Source organism: Mesorhizobium sp. M8A.F.Ca.ET.181.01.1.1 (assembly GCF_004792025.1).
Lineage (GTDB): Bacteria > Pseudomonadota > Alphaproteobacteria > Rhizobiales > Rhizobiaceae > Mesorhizobium.
On the sequence record NZ_SRTV01000001.1, the window covers coordinates 829,956 to 849,831 of the forward strand.

The 19,876-nt window shown below is 65.8% G+C and carries 18 protein-coding genes, 1 pseudogene and 1 riboswitch; of the genes and pseudogenes, 6 read left to right on the forward strand and 13 right to left on the reverse strand.

What is annotated here, in order from left to right:
* Position 1 precedes the first annotated feature (1 nt).
* Genes EN824_RS04120 through cbiE form a run of 5 tightly spaced genes read right to left on the reverse strand, consistent with a single transcriptional unit; the run spans position 2 to position 4,497 of the window.
* Positions 2-1,315, reverse strand: a complete 1,314-nt coding sequence (locus EN824_RS04120; protein ID WP_135866550.1) for a cobyrinate a,c-diamide synthase — start codon at positions 1,313-1,315, stop codon at positions 2-4.
* Positions 1,312-2,130, reverse strand: coding sequence for a uroporphyrinogen-III C-methyltransferase (gene cobA, locus EN824_RS04125; RefSeq protein ID WP_135866552.1), 819 nt, complete (start codon positions 2,128-2,130; stop codon positions 1,312-1,314). The genes EN824_RS04120 and cobA overlap by 4 nt, the downstream gene beginning before the upstream one ends.
* A complete protein-coding gene (cobM, locus tag EN824_RS04130) occupies positions 2,127-2,891 on the reverse strand; it encodes a precorrin-4 C(11)-methyltransferase (protein WP_135866554.1) in 765 nt (254 codons plus the stop codon). The genes cobA and cobM overlap by 4 nt, the downstream gene beginning before the upstream one ends.
* Complete coding sequence (locus EN824_RS04135; protein ID WP_135866556.1) at positions 2,888-3,274, reverse strand: cobalamin biosynthesis protein; 387 nt, start codon at positions 3,272-3,274, stop codon at positions 2,888-2,890. The genes cobM and EN824_RS04135 overlap by 4 nt, the downstream gene beginning before the upstream one ends.
* Positions 3,271-4,497: a precorrin-6y C5,15-methyltransferase (decarboxylating) subunit CbiE gene (gene cbiE / locus EN824_RS04140; protein ID WP_135931919.1), complete on the reverse strand. Its 1,227-nt coding sequence runs from the start codon at positions 4,495-4,497 to the stop codon at positions 3,271-3,273. The genes EN824_RS04135 and cbiE overlap by 4 nt, the downstream gene beginning before the upstream one ends.
* A gap of 154 nt (positions 4,498-4,651) precedes the next feature.
* Here cbiE and EN824_RS04145 point away from each other — a divergent pair, with 154 nt between their 5' ends.
* Positions 4,652-5,410, forward strand: coding sequence for a cobalt-precorrin-6A reductase (locus EN824_RS04145; RefSeq protein WP_135866560.1), 759 nt, complete (start codon positions 4,652-4,654; stop codon positions 5,408-5,410).
* On the opposite strand, the gene EN824_RS04150 is transcribed toward EN824_RS04145, so the two are convergent.
* The 8 genes and pseudogenes from EN824_RS04150 to EN824_RS04185 form a co-directional block, all read right to left on the reverse strand.
* A complete protein-coding gene (locus EN824_RS04150) occupies positions 5,374-6,138 on the reverse strand; it encodes a precorrin-3B C(17)-methyltransferase (protein ID WP_127280969.1) in 765 nt (254 codons plus the stop codon). The two genes, EN824_RS04145 and EN824_RS04150, sit on opposite strands and share 37 nt — an antisense overlap.
* Positions 6,135-6,887: a precorrin-2 C(20)-methyltransferase gene (locus tag EN824_RS04155; protein ID WP_127280970.1), complete on the reverse strand. Its 753-nt coding sequence runs from the start codon at positions 6,885-6,887 to the stop codon at positions 6,135-6,137. The genes EN824_RS04150 and EN824_RS04155 overlap by 4 nt, the downstream gene beginning before the upstream one ends.
* A complete protein-coding gene (locus EN824_RS04160; protein ID WP_127871593.1) occupies positions 6,884-7,516 on the reverse strand; it encodes a precorrin-8X methylmutase in 633 nt (210 codons plus the stop codon). Before EN824_RS04160 ends, EN824_RS04155 begins: the two co-directional genes overlap by 4 nt.
* A 5-nt stretch (positions 7,517-7,521) precedes the next feature.
* A pseudogene (gene cobG, locus EN824_RS04165) lies at positions 7,522-9,015 on the reverse strand (precorrin-3B synthase); the annotation flags it as partial.
* Positions 9,012-12,533: a cobaltochelatase subunit CobN gene (locus tag EN824_RS04170; RefSeq protein ID WP_135931921.1), complete on the reverse strand. Its 3,522-nt coding sequence runs from the start codon at positions 12,531-12,533 to the stop codon at positions 9,012-9,014. The pseudogene cobG and the gene EN824_RS04170, both read right to left, overlap by 4 nt.
* An 18-nt stretch (positions 12,534-12,551) precedes the next feature.
* Positions 12,552-13,604 carry a cobalamin biosynthesis protein CobW gene (cobW, locus tag EN824_RS04175; RefSeq protein ID WP_135915667.1) on the reverse strand — a complete coding sequence of 351 codons (1,053 nt, stop codon included), beginning with the start codon at positions 13,602-13,604 and terminating at the stop codon, positions 12,552-12,554.
* Complete coding sequence (locus EN824_RS04180; protein ID WP_135915668.1) at positions 13,601-14,035, reverse strand: DUF1636 family protein; 435 nt, start codon at positions 14,033-14,035, stop codon at positions 13,601-13,603. Before EN824_RS04180 ends, cobW begins: the two co-directional genes overlap by 4 nt.
* 37 nt (positions 14,036-14,072) lie before the next feature.
* A riboswitch (cobalamin riboswitch) is annotated at positions 14,073-14,279 on the reverse strand.
* A 29-nt stretch (positions 14,280-14,308) separates the two neighbouring features.
* Complete coding sequence (locus tag EN824_RS04185) at positions 14,309-15,508, reverse strand: winged helix-turn-helix domain-containing protein (protein ID WP_135919217.1); 1,200 nt, start codon at positions 15,506-15,508, stop codon at positions 14,309-14,311.
* Positions 15,509-15,841: 333 nt separating this feature from the next.
* Between EN824_RS04185 and EN824_RS04190 the strand changes: the two genes are divergently transcribed.
* Genes EN824_RS04190 through EN824_RS04210 form a run of 5 tightly spaced genes read left to right on the forward strand, consistent with a single transcriptional unit; the run spans position 15,842 to position 19,870 of the window.
* Complete coding sequence (locus EN824_RS04190) at positions 15,842-16,207, forward strand: NADH-quinone oxidoreductase subunit A (RefSeq protein ID WP_135931922.1); 366 nt, start codon at positions 15,842-15,844, stop codon at positions 16,205-16,207.
* A complete protein-coding gene (locus EN824_RS04195; protein WP_015317338.1) occupies positions 16,198-16,779 on the forward strand; it encodes an NADH-quinone oxidoreductase subunit B in 582 nt (193 codons plus the stop codon). Before EN824_RS04190 ends, EN824_RS04195 begins: the two co-directional genes overlap by 10 nt.
* A 4-nt stretch (positions 16,780-16,783) precedes the next feature.
* Positions 16,784-17,389, forward strand: coding sequence for an NADH-quinone oxidoreductase subunit C (locus tag EN824_RS04200; RefSeq protein WP_135866573.1), 606 nt, complete (start codon positions 16,784-16,786; stop codon positions 17,387-17,389).
* Between the two features lie 9 nt (positions 17,390-17,398).
* The gene (locus tag EN824_RS04205; RefSeq protein ID WP_127871586.1) at positions 17,399-18,589 is read left to right on the forward strand and encodes an NADH-quinone oxidoreductase subunit D; all 1,191 of its coding nucleotides are present in this window, start codon (positions 17,399-17,401) and stop codon (positions 18,587-18,589) included.
* Positions 18,590-19,870 carry an NADH-quinone oxidoreductase subunit E gene (locus tag EN824_RS04210; protein WP_135915670.1) on the forward strand — a complete coding sequence of 427 codons (1,281 nt, stop codon included), beginning with the start codon at positions 18,590-18,592 and terminating at the stop codon, positions 19,868-19,870.
* The last annotated feature ends 6 nt before the right edge of the window (positions 19,871-19,876 follow it).

A 19,876-nucleotide genomic window follows, 5' to 3' on the forward strand; every position in this document is an offset into this window, starting at 1 on the left:
CCTAGCTCTTCGCAATCGCATGAAAGAAGGTGCCGCTGACATGGCCGCGCCGGTAGCCGGAAGCGCCGAGCGGATTGCCCTGGCCGTCGGCGAGGTCGGCCAGCGGCTCGTCATTGCCGGCGGCCGTCATCTGCGCATAGTGGAATTCGTGACCTCGGATCAGCGCACCTTGCGGCCCCAGCGGACAGTCGGCGCGCAGCCGCGCCTCGCGGTAGCCGAGATTCATCTTGCGCCTGGCGAAGCTGGTGGAATGGCCGAGCAGGCCGAGCATGCGATGCGTCTCGCCGCCAGCATCCTCCAGCGCTTCACCAAGAACCATGAAACCACCGCACTCGCCATGGACCGGCTTCTTCGCGGCGAAACGCGCCATTCCCGCATGGAAATTCATTGCGGCTGCGAGTGTGCCGGCGTGAAGCTCGGGGTAGCCGCCGGGCAGCCAGCAGACATCACAATCCTCGTCGGGCGCTTGGTCGGCGAGCGGCGAGAACGGAACGATTTCCGCGCCGGCCTTGCGCCAACAGGCGGCGACATGCGGATAAAGGAAGCTGAAGGCGGCGTCCTCTGCCAGCGCGATGCGTTGGCCGGGCGGCCGCAGCGCGTCGGCAAAGTCGCCAACTGTCGGGGCGAGGGGTGTTGCCAGCGCCATGATCGCATCGAGGTCGAGCGACTTCTCGGCCATGTCGGCGAGCCGATCGAGATGCGCCACCAGGTCGTCATATTCGCCGGCCTGGACGAGGCCGAGATGGCGTTCGGGCAAATTGAGCGTGGGATCGCGCAGGATGGCGCCGACGACGGGCAGTCCGATCGCCTCGATGGCGTCGCCGGAGAGCCGACGGTGGCGCTCGCTACCCAGCCGGTTCAGCACCACGCCCGCCATGTGCACATCCGGATCGTAGGTGGCAAAGCCCTTGGCGACGGCCGCCGCCGTGGTCGACTGGCCCGACACGTCGAGCACCAGCAGCACCGGCAGGCCGTAAAGCCGCGCCAGATCGGCGGCCGAACCGGTGCGCCCCTGCGCGGCCGGGATGCCGTCGAACAGACCCATGGCGCTTTCGAGGATGACGAAATCGGCATCGTCGGCCGCCTGTGCGGCCAGCGCATTGAGCAGCGACGGCGACATCGCCCAGCTGTCGAGATTGACGCCGGACAGGCCGGTGGCGGCGGTGTGGAAGCCGGGATCGATATAGTCAGGGCCGGATTTGGCGCCGCGCACCTTCAGGCCGCGCCGGGTCAGCGCGCGCAAGATGCCGATGGTGACGCTGGTCTTGCCAGAACCGGAGCGTGGCGCGCCGATGATGATCGCGCGCGCGGTCATGCTTGCCCAGCCAGTGCCGCGCGCATGGCGACGATGCCGCCGACGACGATCAATGCCGGTGAGGCAAGCCCGGCCGCCGCCGCTGCCTCGGCAATGGTGGCGAGCGTGGCGACGACGGTTCGCTCCTGCGGCGTCGTCGCGGCGACGATCACGGCCGCCGGCGTCGATGGCGCAAGCCCGCCGTCGAGCAGGGCTGCCGCTATAACAGGCAGATTGGCCATGCCCATATAGACGACGACCGGCTGGCCGGTGCGGGCGATTGCCACCCAGTCGATGTCGTCATCGGTGCCGGCGGCGTGGCCGGTCGCCAGAATGACAGCCTTGTTGATGCCGCGCATGGTGGCCGGGATACCGGTGGCCGCCAATGCGCTGAGGCCCGATGTCAGGCCCGGCAGCACACGGAACGGGATGTTTTCGCGCGCCAGTGCCAGCGCCTCTTCGCCGCCACGGCCGAAAATATAGGGGTCGCCGCCCTTCAGCCTGACGACGCGGCGGCCTTCACGCGCCAGCCGCACCAGCAAAGCGGTGATATCGTCCTGCTTCATCGAAGGCTGGCCGCCGCGTTTTCCCGCAAAGAAAAGCTCGGCGTTTCCGGCAACCGCGACCACGTCAGGCGAAACCAGCGCGTCATAGACCAGCGCATCCGCTTTCGCCAAAGCCGCCAGCACTTCCAGCGTCAGGCAGCCGGGATCGCCGGGGCCGGCGCCGGCCAGCCAGACATGGCCGGGCTCGAGCGGACGCGGCTTGAAGTTCAGCCGCGCAAGCGCCTGTTCGAGCGTGGCGTTTTCGCCTTTGTTTTTGGTGCTGCCGCTCACAATCCGTCCCGTCCGCGAAAACGCCGCTGATAGTGGGCGTCGTACAATGAACTCTCGCCAAAGCCTTCCGCCGCCAGCGAGCGGCCGACGAAGATGAGCGCCGTGCGCTCCATCGGATCGGCGGCGAGCTTTGCCTCGATCGTCTCCAACGTGCCGGTCAGCACGCGCTCGTCCGGCCAGGAGGCGCGAAAGACGATCGCGACCGGGCAATCGCCGCCATAGTGCGGTGTCAGTTCGGCGACGACGCGGTCGATGGCGTGGATGGCAAGATGGATGGCCAGCGTGGCGCCGGTACGGCCGAAACCGGCCAAGGTCTCGCCAGGCGGCATTTTCGAGGCGCGGCCGGAGACACGGGTCAGCACAAGACTTTGCGCGACTTCGGGAATGGTCAGCTCGCGGCGAAGGGCGGCGGCCGCCGCCGCGAAGGAAGGGACGCCCGGCGTCAGCGTGTAGGGGATGCCATGCTTTTCCAGCCGGCGGATCTGCTCGGCAACCGCGCTCCACACCGACAGGTCGCCGGAGTGCAGACGGGTAACGTCATGGCCGGCCTTGTGGGCCGCCACATATTCAGCCTCGATCTCGTCGAGCGACATCGGCGCGGTGTCGATCAGCTTCGTTCCCGGCGCGCAATGCTGCAGCAATTCCGGCGCGACGATGGAGCCGGCATGGAGGCAGACCGGGCAACTCGCCAAGAGCCTTGCGCCACGCAGCGTGATGAGGTCGGCGGCACCGGGACCGGCGCCGATGAAATGGACGGTCATTCGGCGTCTCCGCTGATGGCGATGGCGCAGGTGACCGCGCCGAGCACCGTGCGCGGACCAAGCAGGCTGGCGCCTTTGCCGGCGACGGCAACGGCCGACGCTTCGGAAACCGATGGTGTGCCGGCCAGGTCCCGCGAGAGGCTGGAGCTGCTGAGCGTCCGTGGCGAGGCTGCCTGGAGAGCTGCGTCATCGACGATGATGACCGGAAGGTTCAGCGCGCGGCCGGCGGCAGCGATCGCGTCTTCATCCTTCTTGAGCGCCGCGGTGGCCAGGGCCGAAAGAGCCGACATCGCCAGCCCATGCGCTTCGAGCGCGGTTTCTATCGCCGCGAGCACGTCCTCGACGGTGACGCCTTTTCGGCTGCCGATGCCCGCGACCATCATGGCTTGACCCAGCTCCATTGCGTGACAGGCATGGCCGGCCGCCACGCCTGCATCGAGCCGATAGGCGAGGCGCGGGAAATGCCTATCCTGACAAGATCGCCGCCGCGCCTAGTGTGCTGGGCGAGAAGCAGGGCTTCCATCTCCAGCGTCACCGCGTTGGCGACGAGACGGCCGCCGGCGCGCAGCGCCTTGATGGCGGCGTTCAAGACACCGGCGTCGCTGCCGCCGCCGCCGATGAAGATGGCATCGGGCGTCGCTAGTTTGGCCAGTGCCTTGGGCGCGCTGCCTTCCACAATGACGAGGCCGGGAACACCACAGGCGACGGCATTGTGGCCGATGCGGGCGGCGCGGGTCGGGTCGGCCTCGATGGCGATGGCGCGCAGCGAAGGGTGGGTGAGCATCCATTCGATGCCGATGGACCCTGAGCCGGCGCCGATATCCCACAGCACTTCGCCGCGTCTCGGCGCCAGCGCCGACAGGGTGATGGCGCGGATTTCGCGTTTGGTGATCTGGCCGTCATGCTCGAACATATGATCGGCAAGGCCCGATGTGAGCGGCAGCACGCGCCCTTGCGGATTCGAATCAATCTCGATCGCCAGCACGTTGAGTGGATTGATGTTTTCCAGATTGAAGGCATCGGCACGCGCTGAGCGCAATGTCTCCTTCGGTCCGCCCAACGCCTCCAGCACCGTCAACCGTGAAGCGCCGAAGTCAAGCTCGGTGAGCAGGCGGGCAATTGCAGCGGGCGCGTCGCCATCCGACGTCAGCGCCAGGATGCGCGCGTTGGGCTGCAGCAGCGGGCGGATCAGGTCGACCGGGTGGCCGTGCAACGAGATGATCTCGATGTCCTGCAGCGCCCAGCCGAGCCGCGCCGCGGCCAGCGAAATCGCCGACGGAGCTGATATGACATGCATCTCCTGTGGCTGGACCTTGCGGGCGAGGGTGGCGCCGACACCGTGAAAGAACGGGTCGCCGGAGGCGAGCACACAGACATTCCTGCCGGTGAGCGCCAGGACATCGGCCATCCCGGCATCGAAAGGAACCGGCCAGGGGCATGGCTTACCCCTGGCGAAAGAAGCGACTAGCGCCAGGTGCCGCTTGCCACCGAAGATGAACTCCGCCTCGGCGATCCGACGCTTGGCCTCGTCGCCGAGACCCGCTAAACCGTCCTCGCCGATGCCGACTACCGTAAGCCATTTTGGCGTTGGCTGATTTTTTGACATGTCGCGCCGCCCCTCATCCGCCTGCCGGCACCTTCTCCCCGTATAGTGACGGGGAGAAGGGAGAAGCTCCGGCGCCGACGCCTCCCTCTCCCCGTCCTTCACGCGGAGAGGGTAAGGGTGAGGGGCAGCGCCGACGATGTTTGACATGGTGCCCATGAAGAAGATTCTGATCCTCGGCGGCACAACAGAAGCGCGCCAATTGGCCGGAAAACTGGTGGAGGATTTCCTCGTCACGCTTTCTCTGGCCGGCCGCACGGAAAGCCCGGTTGCGCAGGGCGTGCCGGTGCGAAGCGGTGGATTCGGCGGCGCCGATGGACTGGCCGCATATCTCAGGGAGACCGGCACTGGTCTGCTGATCGACGCCACGCATCCCTACGCGGCGCGGATCTCCGCCAATGCTGCAATGGCCGCGCGCAAGACCGGCGTGCCGATCCTTGCCTTGCGGCGCCCGGGGTGGGAGGCCGTAGAAGGCGACCGCTGGCTTGAGATCGATAGCGTTGCTGGCGCCGCGCGGGCGCTTGGCGATGTGCCGCGCCGCGTATTTCTGGCGCTTGGCCGGCAGGAGGTCGCCGCCTTCGAGGCAGCACCCCAGCACCACTATCTCATCCGCAGCGTCGATCCGGTCGAGCCGAAGCTGGTTGTGCCCGACGCCGACTATCTGCTGGCGCGGGGCCCGTTTCACGAGAGGGAAGAACGCGCTTTGCTCGAAAAGCATCACATAGGTGTCGTGGTGTCGAAGAACAGCGGTGGCGCGGCGACATACGGGAAGATTGCCGCGGCGCGAACGCTCGGCATCGAGGTGGTCATGGTGCGCAGGCCGGCCTTGCCGGAGGTGCCTTCGGCTGAAACCGTCGAAGCGCTGGCCGCCATGATCGATCATTTCGTCGAACCCGACGCCGAGCGCGGCGTGTAGACCAGCGCCGGCTTGTCGCCGCGCTTGATGATCCGGGTCTCCGGCGAACCGATGATGATGCAGGTCGCCATGTCGGCCTTTTCAGCGTCGACGTCGGCCAGTAGATAGACCTCGATGCGCTCGTCTGGCCGGCCCGCGGCACGGCCGAAGATCACCGGCGTCGTGCCGGGCAGGATGGCGGTCAGGCATTCGAAGGCGCGGCCAAGCTGCCAGGGACGCGCCTTGCTGATCGGGTTATAGAGCGCGATGACGAAGCCGGCGCCAGCCGCCGCCAGAAGACGCAGTTCGATCAAATCCCAAGGCTTCAGATTGTCGGACAGCGAAATGGCGCAGAAGTCGTGGCCGAGCGGCGCACCGATGCGGGCGGCGACAGCCAGCATGGCGGTGACGCCAGGCACGACGGCGACATCGACCGCACGCCATTCGGCCGGACCGGCCTCGATCGCCTCGCAGACAGCGGCGGCCATAGCGAAGACGCCGGGATCGCCGCCGGACACCACGGCGACATCGTGGCCTTCGGCGGCCTTGGTCAGGGCATCCTTGGAACGGGCGAGTTCCTCGCGATTGTCCGAAGCGACGCGGGTCTGGTCGGGGCGCAGATCAAGCCGGTCGAGATAAGGCTTGTAGCCGTAGAAGAATTTCGCCTCGGCGACAGCGCGGCTGGCTTGCGGCGTGACCTGGTCGGCATTGCCGGGGCCGAGGCCGATGACGGTGAGACGGCCGCTCATGCCTGCGCTCCAGTCGGGCGGCCGGACCAGCCGGCGACCAGCACGATGGCGAAGTAGGGCGCCTTGTCGTCCGGCTTGTCGGCAAGCCGCATCGAGACGCTGCCGGCCATGGTGCCGCGCTCGACATAGACGGCGCGCGTCAGCTTTCCGGTCGCTTCCAGCGCCCGCCGGATCTTGGGCAGGTTGCGGCCGACCTTCATGATGACGGCGGCGTCGGTGTCGGCGAGCCGGCGTGTCAGCTCGAACTCGCTCATCGTGCCGGGCAGCACGGTCAGCACGTCGTCGCCCTGGACGATCGGCACACCGGTCTGCGACCAGCAGCCGGACATGGCGGTGATGCCGGGAATGACTTCGGTCGGGAAACGATTGGCGAGACGGACGTGCAGGTGCATATAAGAGCCGTAGAACAGCGGGTCGCCTTCGGACAGCACGGCGACCATCCGGCCAGCATCTAGGTGCTCGGCGACCTTGTCGGCCGATTCCTCGTAGAAACCTGATATCTGCGAGCGGTAGTCGTCGTGATCCTTGTCGATTTCGGTGGTCACGGGATAGAGCAGCGGCAGTTCCAGCATGTCGGGCCGGAAGCGCGCTTCGACGATGGCGCGCGCATTGCTGTTGTTGCCGCGCTTGGCGAAATAGGCCACGACATCGGCCTCGGCCAAGGCTCGCGCGGCCTTCAGCGTCAACAATTCGGGGTCGCCGGGACCCGTGCCGACACCGACAAGCCTGCCTTTGGAAATCGCGTTCACAGACCAGGCCTCGCCAGCGAATTGAGCGCGGCGGCGGTCATGGCGCTGCCGCCGAGCCTGCCGCGCACGATGGCGTAGGGCACGCCATAGGAATTCTCGGCCAGCGCATCCTTGGATTCGGCGGCGCCGACAAAGCCGACTGGCATGCCGATGATGGCAGCTGGCTTCGGCGCGCCATCGCGCAGCTTCTCCAGGAGGTAGAAGAGCGCGGTCGGGGCATTGCCGATGGCGACAACCGAACCGGCCATGCGCTCGCCCCACAGGTCGATCGCGGCGGCCGAGCGGGTGTTGCCGATCTCCCTCGCGATGTCATGCGTGCGCGGGTCGCGCAAGGTGCAGATCACCTCATTGCCGGCCGGCAGCCGGGCGCGGGTGACGCCATGCGAGACCATCTCCGCGTCGCAGAAGATAGGCGCGCCCGCCGCCAGGGCTTTGCGGGCGGCGGTGACGAAATCGGGGGAGAAGACAAAATTCCTGGCGGCTTCGACCTGGCCGCAGGCATGGATCATGCGGATGGCGACATCGGCCTCGGCCTCCGAGAAGCGCGAGAGATCGGCCTCGGCGCGGATGATGGCGAAGGAGCGCTCGTAGATCGCCGTGCCGTCGTGGATGTAGTCGTAGGCGGCCATGCTCATTTCCGTTGGTAAGGTTGGGCCCGTTGGTAAGTTTCGGCGATGCCGGCCGTGCCCAGCCTTGTCAGGCAAGCGGCGGCGGTCTCGCCCTGATATCGAGCGCCGCGGATCACCGCGGCGACGCGGCCGATGCCGCGCGCGGCGTCATAGCCCGGCCTGTAGCCGGCAGGAAGAGCCTTTGCCGTCGCGTTCACGACAAGTCCGGCTCCGTTTTCGCCGCCGACCAAAGTCAGCGCCGCCGGGCCGGGATGCGCGCAGCCCTTGGCGCAGCCGGAAATGTGCAGGGTGAGGGAGGGATCGAGGATGTCGGCGTTTTCGGTGGCGATCGTCTCGGCGATATCGCGGGTGGCGATGCGGCCGGACGCGCAGGCCGGCGCACCCGGGCAAGCGGCGATGCGCGTACGCGGGTCGGCGGCTGAGGTGACGAAGCCGAGGGTGGCGGCTGTGTCTTGCAGGGGCTGGTTGGCGGTCGCCGGCTGGCCGAGGAAAAGCAAGGCGCGGCCTGGGGCGAGGCGGATTTCGGTGGTGCCGAGGGCGAGGGCGCTTTTTGCGAGTGCGATGATTTTGTCCGCTGGGATGCTGCCATAGGGCAGGCCGATGCCGAGGGCGAAAGTTTCACCGGCCAAGGGGAAAAGCCCGATAGGTTTGCGCGAGGCGCCCCCCTCTGTCCTGCCGGACATCTCCCCCTCAAGGGGGGAGATTGCGCTGTCACCGATGGTTTCGCCAATCTCCGGTGTTGTTGAAAAGCCAGCGTCGAAGCCGTTGATCTCCCCCCTAGAGGGGGAGATGTCCGGCAGGACAGAGGGGGGCGCCGTAGAGTGCCAGCTTGCGAGAGACTCCAATTGCCGCCCCGACAAATCCCGCGTGTGTGCGTCCCGGCCTTTCTCGGCAACCATCCGCAGCGCCGCGACAGCAATGTCGCGTGCCGCATCCTCATCCGCCACGGTGAGCCGCTTGGCGGTCCGCCCGTCACCCGCGACGGATACAAGCCAACGGCTGGCTGTATCGGCTCGCACCGCCCTCAGCCGCACATCGGCCGTTACCGCATCCAGCGTCAGTTGCCCGCCACCGTCAACGATCACCGAAACCTTCGGTCCCAGCCGCTGCGTCAACCCAGCTTCCTCGACGGCCACGCGAATCTCTTCCGCCATCGGCCGGGGATCGGCGATCTCCTGCGGGTCAATGCCTGCCAGCGGGCCGGTCTCGACCGGCACCCCGGTGCGCACCGCGATTCCCAATGCATCCACCTCCGCCGCCAGCAACGCAGCGCTGTCCGCCGTGAGGCCGCGTATCTGCAGGCTGCCGCGCGCGGTGACTTCCATGATGCCGTTGCCGTGCCGCAAGGCGGATTCGGCGATCCCGATCAAGAGCTTCGGCGACAACCCTCCGGAGGATGGACCTCCGGCGACCGGGTTCAGGCGCACCAGCAGGCCGTCGCCTGTCTGCATCGGCGCGGACAGAGCGGGGCAGGCGCCACGGCGCGAGAAGGCGTTCATGCCGCGACCCCGGGCGCGTTGGCTTCCGCAATCAGCGCGGCGAGATCGTCGTCGATGGAATTGCGCAAAGGATGCCAGAGGCCGCGGCGGCGCGCCGACAGGAAGCGCTCGGCGATGACTTTGGCGGCGGCGGGATTTTCGCGCAGGATGAAGGCGCGAACGTCCGGATCGCCGAGATAGGCATCGTGCACGGCCTCGATCAGCGCGCCTGAAATGGCATGGGTGGTCTCGGCGAAGCCGACCAGCCGATCGACCGTTTCGGCGAATTCGGAGGCGCCACGCGGGCCGTGCCGCATCTGGCCTGAGATGAAGCGTGCGTTGACGGCGCGGGCACGCACCACGCGCGACACGGCCTCGCCGACCGATCGCGGTTTCGGTTTTTGCGGATCGGTGGTGTCGAGCACGATGACGTCGGCGTTCCTGCCGAGTGCGGCCAAGGCGGCCGAAAAGCCGCCGATGAAGGCGACGTCGGCGGAACCTTCGAGGATGTCGCGACCGGGGTCGTCGCCGGTGTGGACCAGAAGATCGGCTTCGGCGATGCGGCCTTCAAACGCTCCGGGCGCCGAGACGCCTTCGCCGCCGGCGCCGCCATAGGCGTGCGAGGTGGCGTCGAGATAGGCGCGGCCGATCTCATCGCGCGCGCTCCAGTCGCCTCTCGACAACAGATCCTCGACGCCGGCGCCGTAAGTGCCGGGCGATGTGCCGAAGATGCGCGGGCTGATCTTGCCATCGGCGCGGGTCTTGGCGGCGAGCGGGTTTTCCGAATCGTCCTCGTCGCGCGCGGAAACGGCGTTGGCGGCGGCGTCGATCAGGGCGATCTGGGTCGGGAACATGTCGCGGAACAGGCCTGATATGCGCCAGGTGACGTCGACGCGCGGACGGCCGAGCATAGCTGGCGGCAGCACCTCGATGCCGGTGATGCGGCCGGTGGCAGCGTCCCATTGCGGTCGGCAGCCCATCAGCGCCAGGCCCTGCGCGATCTCCTCGCCGCCGGTGCGCAGCGAGGCCGAGCCCCAGAGGTCGATAACCAGGGAACGCGGCCAGTCGCCATGCGATTGCAGGTAGCCGCGCACCACTTCCTCCGCCGCCGCCTTGCCCAGGTCGTAGGCGGTCGGCGTCGGCATGGTGCGCGGGTCCGAGGTGAACAGGTTGCGGCCAGTGGGCAGCACGTCGGAGCGGCCCCGTGCGGGCGCGCCAGCCGGGCCGGCCTTGACGTGACAGCCATCGAGCGCGGCGAACAGCGCCGACTTCTCGGCTTCCGCGCTTTGGCGGCGCATGGCATCCGGCTCGCCCTCGGGCGCGCGGCCGTAGATATGCAGCCCGTCCTTGATAGCGAAGTCCTTGAGATCGCAGAGCCAGGCGTCGATACGGCGCAGCGCTTCGTCGGGCGCATCGGTTTTGGCGACGCCGGCTTCGGAGGCAAGGCCGGTCTTTTGCGCGGTTTCGACAATCAGCCTGGCGAGACGGTCGCGGCGGCGGCGGTCAAGGCCATCGGCCTGGGCGTATTCATCGACCAGGCGTTCGAGCTTGTGCTGGTCCTCGTCGAGACCTGCACCGGCGAGCGGCGGCGGCAGATGGCCAAGGGTGACGGCGGCGATGCGCCGTTTGGCCTGCGCCGCCTCGCCTGGATTGGAGACGATGAAGGGATAGATGACGGGCAGGGACCCGGTCACGATCTCGGGGAAGCAGTTTTGCGAAAGCGCGACGGTCTTGCCGGGCAGCCATTCCAGCGTGCCGTGGGCGCCGACGTGGATCAAGGCATGGACGCCGAGCGATTTGCGCAGCCAGAGGCCGAAGGCGATCAAGGCGTGGCGCGGAGGCAGTGTCGGGTCGTGGTAATCGGCGCGGCGATCGGCGGAACGGCCGCGATCAGGGGCGAGTGCCACGGTGATGTTGCCGAAGGTTGCGGCACGGAAGGGGAAGTTTGCTGAGGCTGGCGCTTGAGCGCCCCCCTCTGTCCTGCCGGACATCTCCCCCACGAGGGGGGAGATTGGCAACTTCGGCGCCCGTTCTTTAACCTTCGAAATTGGCGAAAGCGGAGATGCGGGCACAATCTCCCCCCGTGTGGGGGAGATGTCCGGCAGGACAGAGGGGGGCGCCTCGCGCAAACCTGTCTCCTGATCTGCTCTGCCCCACGCGGCGTCTACCGCGGCAATTGCCGATGTCGGAAGCTCAATAGAAAAGGCACCATAGTCGTCGAGCCCCAATCGATCATTGCCGTGCTCCAGCAGATCCAGCAACGCGCGCGGTGTTTGCGGAATCCCCTCAACGGCATAGCCCTGTTCGCTCAAGTCGTGCAGCATCGCCAGCACACTGGATGGCACATCCAGCCCGACCGCATATCCGGTGCGGCCAGGAGCGCTGGGATAATCGGGAATCAGGATCGCCAGTTTGCGCTCTGCGCGCGATGTCTCCCGCAGGCGGATGAAGGCCGCAACGCGCTTAGCCACCTGCGTCACACGATCCGGTTCCGGCCGGTTGGCCAGCGCACGGTGGCCAAGCGCCGGATCGACATCGCTCTCGCCCTTGAAGGAAATGGCGCCTGCAAGGATGCGGCCGTCGAGTTCGGGCAGCACGACATGCATGGCAAGGTCGGCCGGCGCCAGGCCGCGCTGGTTGTTTTCCCAGACATCGCGGCGGGTGGTGGCGATGATGACCTGGAAGACGGGCACGCCGGCGCGGTCGAACAGGGTTTCAACGCCGGGTTCGGCACCCGAAGCGAAGGCGGTCGCGGTGATGATGGCGGCGGGTTTCAGCGATGCAATGGCGTTTTCGACGAAGGCCAGGGACCCAGGATCCTTGAGGCTGGAAACGAAGACCGGGACCGCTGCCAGTCCCTGGGAGCGCAAAGCCTCGGCCAGCGCATCGATCGGGGCGACGTCGGCCGCGAGCAGCATCGAGCGGTAGAAGAGAATAGGGACGACGGGAGCGCCGACCATTGAAAGGTCCGGCTCCTCCGCGACCCCCAATCCAGACTGATAGTAACCGGCCTTCGGCACGCTGACCGGACTGGCGACGGACGTATCCTGTCCAGCCAGGCCTGCCAGCCTCCGAACCAGCGCGCTCATATTGGCCGGGCCGCCCTCTCGGAAATAGCCAAGCAGGCCGTCGAGTTCGGCGCGTGGCAGCGTCGAGGCTTCGATCAGCCTGAGATCCTCGTCATGGCTTTCACCCGGAAGCAGCGCCAGTTTGATGCCGCGCTCACGGGCAATCACCGCCAGCTGGTCGCAGCCATAGCGCCACCAGTCGTTGCCGCCGAGGATGCGCACCAGGATGACCTTGGCATGGCGGGCGACGCTGTCGATCCAGAGGTCGACGGACATGGGGTGGCGCAGATCGCGCAGTGCGGCCAGCCGCATGGAGGGCAAGCGATCGGCGTCCGCCTTCCATGCCGCCGCCAGTCCGGCGAGATCGCTGTCGGTGAACGACAAGGCCACGATATCCCCCGGCGTTTGCCTGAGGTCGACAGGCTCGGCGAGGTCGTCGAGCGAGGCGGAGGTCGTGGTGAGGATGTGCATCGCGGCCCGTGTCTGAAATCAGCCGGCGAGTATGCGTTCGATCGCCGGACGGTTCAGCCCCTTGAGGCCGATGACGACCAGGCGCGAGCGGCGGTCATCCTCGGCGGCCCAGGCGCGGTCATAGTAATGATTGACGCGCGGGCCGACGGCCTGCAGCAGGAGCCGCATCGGCTTGCCGCCGACCTCGACGAAGCCTTTCACACGCAGCACGTTTTCCTGTTCGGCGGCCGCGGCGACGCGCTTTGCCAACTCGTCCGGATTGGCGATCGAAGGAATGTCGACGATGAACGTGTCGAAGTCGTCATGCTCGTGGTCGAATGCGCCGTCATGATGGGACTTGCGGTTCTCGATGTCATCCTCGACGGCAAGACCAAGCCCGAGCAGCACCGAGGGATCGACCTTGCCATGCGACGTCGGCACGATCTTCACGGCGCGGGCGGAGTGTTCATTGACGATGGCGTTGGCGCGGGCCGAGCCGTCGGCGTCCATCAGGTCGCTCTTCGACAGGATGATCAGGTCGGCGCAGGCGATCTGGTCCTCGAACACTTCCTCGACCGGGTCGTCATGGTCGAGGCTCTCATCCCCGGCGCGCTGCGCCTGCAGGGCGTCCATGTCATTGGCGACGCGGCCTTCAGCCAACGCCGGGCCATCGACCACGGCGATGACGCCGTCGACGGTCACGCGGCTTTTCACCGTCGGCCACTGGAACGCCTGGACCAGAGGCTTGGGGAGAGCGAGACCGGAGGTTTCGATCAGGATATGGTCGACCTTCGGCGTCAGCGACAGGATCTGGTCGAGCGCCGGCACGAAATCGTCGGCGACGGTGCAGCAGATGCAGCCATTGGCCAGTTCGACGATGTTTTCCTCCGGGCAGGTGTCGATGCCGCAGCCCTTGAGGATTTCGCCGTCGATGCCGATATCGCCGAATTCGTTGACGATGATGGCAATCCGCTTGCCGCCGGCGTTTTCCAGGAGATGGCGGACCAGCGTCGTCTTGCCGGCCCCGAGGAAGCCGGTAACGACGGTGCAGGGAACGCGGGAGAGATTGCCGGCCGAATTTGGAGCGGTCATGTCAAGTCCTTCAGCATGTCGAGAGGAGGGATGCGGGCAACGAGGCCGCGCTTGAGGCTATCGGGGCGGCCGCGCCAGGGAATGAGGCCGTCGGTCGAGGTGGCGAAGAGTTTCGCGCCGGCGACGAGATCGGCGCCGCTGGTCGCGGTCAGGTCGCCGAACACATAGCTCCAGCAGCCGTCGCGCAGGATCGCGGCGCTGAGCCGGCGCTTGCAATTGCCGAGGCATTCGACCGTACGGATGCGGATTTTCTCGCTCGAGGCGGCTTGGCGCGTATCTTCAGCCAAAAGTTCGCCGGCCCGGGGATGGGCGTCGGAACCGGTCTCGTCGCGACAGGAGGCGCAGACGATGACAGTGATGCCGGCCAGGGAATCATCCTCGCCGGACGAAATGTCCGTTGTTTCAGCCGAGAAACTGCTGTCGCGATCCAAATCAGGCTCCTTGCCCGGAAAACCCGCCGGGCGATCGGATTCTTGCATTCCAGACGGCAGGTCTCCTGGCTCGCGGGTCATCGCCTTGGGTAGCCGCCTTCCCGGGACAATCCCAGTGGCTTTCGGCCTTGGCTCTTCGCTTACAGTTGCGGGGACAGCCGCGGATTTGGGCTTTTCGGCCCGCACCGCATTCCCTCTTGGCTCCTCCCTTTGCCGAGAGGAGACCGTCTGGATCGGATTTAGGCTCTTGCGGGCAGCGGTGTCAACGCGAGCTTACGACACCGCGATGTCGGACAGCGCCGGGCCGAGGTCGCCGGCAGGCGTCACTTCGATGCGTTCAAGCCCAAGCCAGCCCTGCATCTGCTTCAATTCCTCGAAAAGTTCAGCGGCGGTTTCAGGCGGCGCGCCGGGCTCGGCATAGGCGGCATGGACGCGCAGGACACTGGCCGGCCGGTCGGCTTTGAGGTCGACGCGCGCCACGATCCTGTCGCCAAGCAGGAAGGGCAGGACATAGTAGCCGTATTGGCGCTTCTCGGCCGGGGTGTAGATTTCGATGCGATAGTGAAAATCGAACAGCCGCTCCGAGCGCGAGCGCTCGAAGACGACGGGATCGAACGGCGCCAGCAGGGCGCGGGCCTCGATCTTGCGTGGCAAACGCGCATCCCTGTGAAGGTAAGCTGGCTTGTCCCACCCCTCGACACGGACCGGCAACAACTCGCCGAGTTCGACCAGTTCCTCGAGCCGGCCTTTCATGTCGGCGGGGGAGAGCCGGAAATAGTCGCGCAGGTCGCCTGATGTGGCGATGCCGTGGGCGCGGGCGGAAATGCGCAGCAATTCGCGATGTGCATCCTCGGCCGCCGGTACCGGCAGGTCGAGGATCGCTTGCGGCAGCACCCGCTCCGGCAGGTCATAGAAGCGCTCGAAACCGCGCCGGTGCGCCGTGGTGATGCGGCCGGCCCAGAACAGCCATTCGAAGGCGTGCTTGGCGTGGCTCCAACCCCACCAGCCGCCGGAGCCTTTCTGGCCTTCCAGCGCCGAAGCGGCGATCGGGCCACGATCGACGACCTGGCGGTAGATCTCTTCTATATAGGCAGCGTGCTCACGGCCCCATTTGGCCAGCCCCAGATACATTTCATCGCCTTGCTCGGCGCGCTGCATGCGCCAGCGCATCAGCGGGTACGTCTCGACCGGCAGGAATGAGGCCTCGTGTGCCCAATATTCGAACACCGTGCGCTTGCGCGTCACGGCGGCGTTGTCGAGCAAGGCGACGGGATAGGGACCCAGACGCGAATAGAGCGGCATATAGTGGGCACGCACCACCGCACTGACGGAATCGATCTGCAGCAGGCCGGTGCGGGACAGAACGCGGGCGAAATGGCGGCGGTCGGGCATGCCGGCGGGGCGGGGATCGAGAAATCCCTGAGCGGCGAGCGCGATGCGCCGGGCGGCGGCTAGCGAGATCTTTTCCTTCATGCAGGCGTCACTCTGAGGGTGCTTTGACAAAGATGTGATGGGTGATTCCAGCCCATGCTAGCAGGGTTTTGGCGGCAACCCTGTCAGGAGAGAAAAGTGGAGTAAAAAGAGAAGGAAATCAAACAGGAGCCTATGAGACCAGTTTCTCCCGGAATGCCGTCCAGCTCGTTGTTTTGAACAAGGTTTGACTTGCTTCGCTGGAAGTGCTGCGCTAACCCTCGCCGCGTTGCAGCATAGGCTCCTTAAAACGGTTCAGCGGTTAAACTGTCACGCTTCCGCATTAAGGTCCGGTGCTGTAATCAACGTGGATTGGCGCCAACGGAAAGCCGCTGCATGAACGCACTCCTCAGTTCGTACCTGCCCATCGTCCTGTTCATCGGCGTGGCGCTGGTGGTCGGCCTGGCGCTGCTGGTCGCACCGTTCCTGGTGGCCTACCGCAACCCCGATCCCGAAAAGCTGTCCGCCTACGAGTGCGGTTTCAACTCGTTCGACGATGCCCGCATGAAGTTCGACATTCGTTTCTACCTGGTGTCGATCCTGTTCATCATCTTCGACCTCGAAGTGGCCTTCCTGTTTCCCTGGGCAGTGTCCTTCTCGAAGATCGGCATGCTCGGCTTCTGGTCGATGATGGTGTTTTTGACGGTGCTGACCATCGGCTTTGCCTATGAATGGAAAAAAGGAGCGCTGGAATGGGATTGAACGACAGTTCAGGCACCCTCGTCGCGCCAAAGCCCAAGGGCATCATCGATCCCAACACCGGCAGGCCGGTGGGGGAGGACGATCCCTTCTTCCTCGAAATCAACAATGAGCTTGCAGACAAGGGTTTTCTGGTCACCTCGACCGAGGCGCTGATCACCTGGGCGCGCAGCGGCTCGCTGATGTTCATGACCTTCGGTTTGGCGTGCTGCGCGGTCGAGATGATCCACACCTCGATGCCGCGTTACGATTCGGAGCGCTTCGGTGTCGCGCCGCGCGCGTCTCCGCGCCAGTCCGACATCATGATCGTCGCCGGCACGCTGACCAACAAGATGGCGCCGGCGCTGCGCAAGGTCTACGACCAGATGCCGGAGCCGCGCTACGTCATCTCGATGGGCTCCTGCGCCAATGGCGGCGGCTATTACCACTATTCCTATTCGGTGGTGCGCGGCTGCGACCGGGTCGTGCCGGTCGACATCTATGTGCCCGGCTGCCCGCCGAGCGCCGAAGCCCTGCTCTACGGCATTCTTCTGTTGCAGAAGAAGATCCGCCGCACCGGCACGATCGAACGGTAAATCCATGGCCGCATCCCTTAGCGAACTGTCGACCTATCTCGGCGAGAAGCTGCCTGGCCGCTTCAGCGACGCTGTGCTCGCTTACGGCGAGCTTACCGTTCACGTCGAGCCGCAAAACCTGATCGAGGTAATGACCTTCCTGCGCGACGATGCGCGCTGCCAGTTCATTTCGATCATCGATGTCTGCGGCGCCGACTATCCGTCGCGGGCCAAGCGCTTCGACGTCGTCTATCACCTGCTTTCGCCGAAGCAGAATGTCCGCATCCGCGTCAAGGTGCAGGCCGACGAGGAGACGATGGTGCCGTCGGTCACCGGCGTCTATCCCGGCGCCGACTGGTTCGAGCGGGAGACCTACGATCTCTATGGCGTGCTGTTCTCGGGCCATCCGGACCTGCGCCGCCTGCTGACCGATTACGGGTTCGAAGGCCATCCGCTGCGCAAGGACTTCCCGCTGACCGGTTTCGTCGAAGTGCGCTACGACGACGAGGCCAAGCGCGTCATCTACGAGCCGGTCGAGCTCAAGCAGGAATTCCGCAATTTTGATTTTCTTTCCCCTTGGGAAGGCACCGACTACGTGCTGCCCGGGGACGAAAAAGCCAAGACGAATTGAGGCGCCAGAATGGCTGAAACCTCCGTCCGCAATTTCAACATCAACTTTGGACCTCAACACCCTGCGGCGCATGGTGTTTTGAGATTGGTCCTCGAACTCGACGGCGAAGTCGTCGACCGCGTCGATCCGCATATCGGCCTGCTGCATCGCGGCACGGAGAAGCTGATCGAGGCCAAGACCTATCTGCAGGCGGTGCCTTATCTCGACCGGCTCGACTATTGCGCGCCGATGAACCAGGAGCACGCCTTCGCGCTTGCCGCCGAGCGCCTGCTCGGCATCGAGGTGCCGAGGCGCGGCCAGCTGATCCGCGTGCTCTATTGCGAGATCGGCCGCATCATGTCGCACATCCTCAATGTGACGACGCAGGCGATGGACGTCGGTGCGCTGACGCCGCCGCTGTGGGGCTTCGTCGAGCGCGAAAAGCTGATGGTGTTCTATGAGCGCGCTTCCGGTTCGCGCATGCATGCGGCCTACTTCCGGCCCGGCGGCGTCCACCAGGACCTGCCACGGCAGCTGGTCGAGGACATCGGCAAATGGATCGACCCGTTCCTGAAATCGCTCGACGATCTCGACAAGCTGCTCACCGGCAACCGCATCTTCAAGCAGCGCAATGTCGATATCGGCATCGTTTCGCTGGCCGATGCCTGGGCCTGGGGCTTTTCGGGCGTCATGGTGCGCGGCTCGGGCTCGCCGTGGGATCTGCGCAAGTCGCAGCCCTATGAATGCTATTCGGAGATGGATTTCGACATCCCGATCGGCAAGAACGGCGACTGCTTCGACCGTTATCTCGTGCGCATGGAAGAAATGCGCCAGTCGGCGCGGATCATGCGCCAGTGCGTCGATCTTCTGCTCGGCAAGGAAAGCACCGGCCCGGTGTCGAACCTCGACGGCAAGGTGGTGCCGCCCAAGCGCCAGGCGATGAAGCGTTCGATGGAAGCGCTGATCCACCACTTCAAGCTCTACACCGAGGGCTATCGCGTGCCGGCCGGCGAGGTGTATGCGGCGGTCGAGGCGCCGAAGGGCGAGTTCGGCGTCTATCTCGTCTCCGACGGCACCAACAAGCCGTATCGCTGCAAGCTGCGCGCGCCGGGTTTCGCGCATCTGCAAGCCATGGACTTCCTGTGCCGCGGCCACATGCTGGCCGACGTCACCGCCGTTCTTGGCTCCCTCGACATCGTGTTTGGTGAGGTCGATCGCTAAATGTCAGTCCGCCGTCTCGCAGAAGCCAGCGTCCAGCCAGCGTCCTTCGCCTTCAACAAGGCGAATGCGGCGGCGGCCAAGCAGTGGATCAAGAAATATCCGAAGGGGCGCGAACAATCGGCGATCATCCCGCTTCTGATGATAGCGCAGGAGCAGGAAGGCTGGGTCACCAAGGCGGCGATCGAGACGATTTCGGACATGCTCGGCATGCCGCGCATTCGTGGGCTCGAGGTCGCGACCTTCTACACGCAGTACCAGTTGAATCCCGTCGGCACCCGCGCGCATATCCAGGTTTGCGGCACCACGCCGTGCATGCTGCGCGGTTCGGAAGCGCTGATGGATGTGTGCCGCTCGAAAATCCATCACGACCAGTTCCACACCAACGACAAGGGCACCTTGTCGTGGGAGGAGGTCGAGTGCCTCGGCGCCTGCGTCAACGCACCGATGGTCATGGTGTTCAAGGATACGTTCGAGGATCTGACGCCTGAACGGTTGGCCGAAATCATCGATCTCTATGATGCCGGCAAGGGCGCCTCGGTGGCGCCGGGACCGCAGAACGGCCGCACCGGCTCGGAGCCGGCCTCCGGTTTGACGACGCTCAAGAGCGAAAAGGCGATCCTCAAATCGACCCGCGACCGTGAAGCCCGGGAAGCAGCCAAGGCCGCCAAGGCAGCGCCCGGCGCGATCATCGCGGCGCCGGTGCCGGCACCGGCTGGCGCTCCTGTCGCGCCGTCCAATGCCAGCAAGCCGAAAACCGATGCGCCTGAGACCAGCCCGGCGCTAAAGACGCCATCAAAGGCCAAGGTGGCGCCGGCGGCGGAAAAGGCGGCGAGCGTTTCGGCGCCGCTGCATTCGGCCGCCAACGCGAATACGGCAGCGCCGGAAGTCGAGAAGGTTGCCAAGCAGCGCAATGGGCCGACGGCCAAGGTCGAACCGGCTTCGGCCTTCAAGGCGCCGGAAGCCAAGGTGCCAGCCGCGAAGCCGGCAAAACCGTCGCTCGAGGACAAGAATCGTCCGGCCGGTATCGACAGGCCGGCCGCGGTCGACGATCTCAAGCTGATCTCGGGAGTCGGCCCGAAGATCGAGGGCATCCTGCATACGCTCGGCATCTTCACCTTCGCGCAAGTCGCGTCGTGGAAGAAGGCCGAGCGCGAATGGGTCGACGGCTATCTCTCCTTCCAGGGCCGCATCGACCGCGACAACTGGGTTGCGCAAGCCAAGGCGCTCGCCAAGGGCGGCGTTGCCGAATACATCCGCGTTTTCGGCAAGAAGCCGGTCTGAGGGACG

What these genes read in the sequence shown, in the direction of transcription:
- EN824_RS04120 (WP_135866550.1), bottom strand. Translation starts at nt 1,315, where the DNA reads ATGACCGCGCGCGCGATCATCATCGGCGCGCCACGCTCCGGTTCTGGC.
- cobM (WP_135866554.1), bottom strand. Translation starts at nt 2,891, where the DNA reads ATGACCGTCCATTTCATCGGCGCCGGTCCCGGTGCCGCCGACCTCATC.
- EN824_RS04135 (WP_135866556.1), bottom strand. Translation starts at nt 3,274, where the DNA reads ATGATGGTCGCGGGCATCGGCAGCCGAAAAGGCGTCACCGTCGAGGAC.
- cbiE (WP_135931919.1), bottom strand. Translation starts at nt 4,497, where the DNA reads ATGTCAAAAAATCAGCCAACGCCAAAATGGCTTACGGTAGTCGGCATC.
- EN824_RS04145 (WP_135866560.1), top strand. Translation starts at nt 4,652, where the DNA reads ATGAAGAAGATTCTGATCCTCGGCGGCACAACAGAAGCGCGCCAATTG.
- EN824_RS04150 (WP_127280969.1), bottom strand. Translation starts at nt 6,138, where the DNA reads ATGAGCGGCCGTCTCACCGTCATCGGCCTCGGCCCCGGCAATGCCGAC.
- EN824_RS04160 (WP_127871593.1), bottom strand. Translation starts at nt 7,516, where the DNA reads ATGGCCGCCTACGACTACATCCACGACGGCACGGCGATCTACGAGCGC.
- EN824_RS04170 (WP_135931921.1), bottom strand. Translation starts at nt 12,533, where the DNA reads ATGCACATCCTCACCACGACCTCCGCCTCGCTCGACGACCTCGCCGAG.
- cobW (WP_135915667.1), bottom strand. Translation starts at nt 13,604, where the DNA reads ATGACCGCTCCAAATTCGGCCGGCAATCTCTCCCGCGTTCCCTGCACC.
- EN824_RS04185 (WP_135919217.1), bottom strand. Translation starts at nt 15,508, where the DNA reads ATGAAGGAAAAGATCTCGCTAGCCGCCGCCCGGCGCATCGCGCTCGCC.
- EN824_RS04190 (WP_135931922.1), top strand. Translation starts at nt 15,842, where the DNA reads ATGAACGCACTCCTCAGTTCGTACCTGCCCATCGTCCTGTTCATCGGC.
- EN824_RS04195 (WP_015317338.1), top strand. Translation starts at nt 16,198, where the DNA reads ATGGGATTGAACGACAGTTCAGGCACCCTCGTCGCGCCAAAGCCCAAG.
- EN824_RS04200 (WP_135866573.1), top strand. Translation starts at nt 16,784, where the DNA reads ATGGCCGCATCCCTTAGCGAACTGTCGACCTATCTCGGCGAGAAGCTG.
- EN824_RS04205 (WP_127871586.1), top strand. Translation starts at nt 17,399, where the DNA reads ATGGCTGAAACCTCCGTCCGCAATTTCAACATCAACTTTGGACCTCAA.
- EN824_RS04210 (WP_135915670.1), top strand. Translation starts at nt 18,590, where the DNA reads ATGTCAGTCCGCCGTCTCGCAGAAGCCAGCGTCCAGCCAGCGTCCTTC.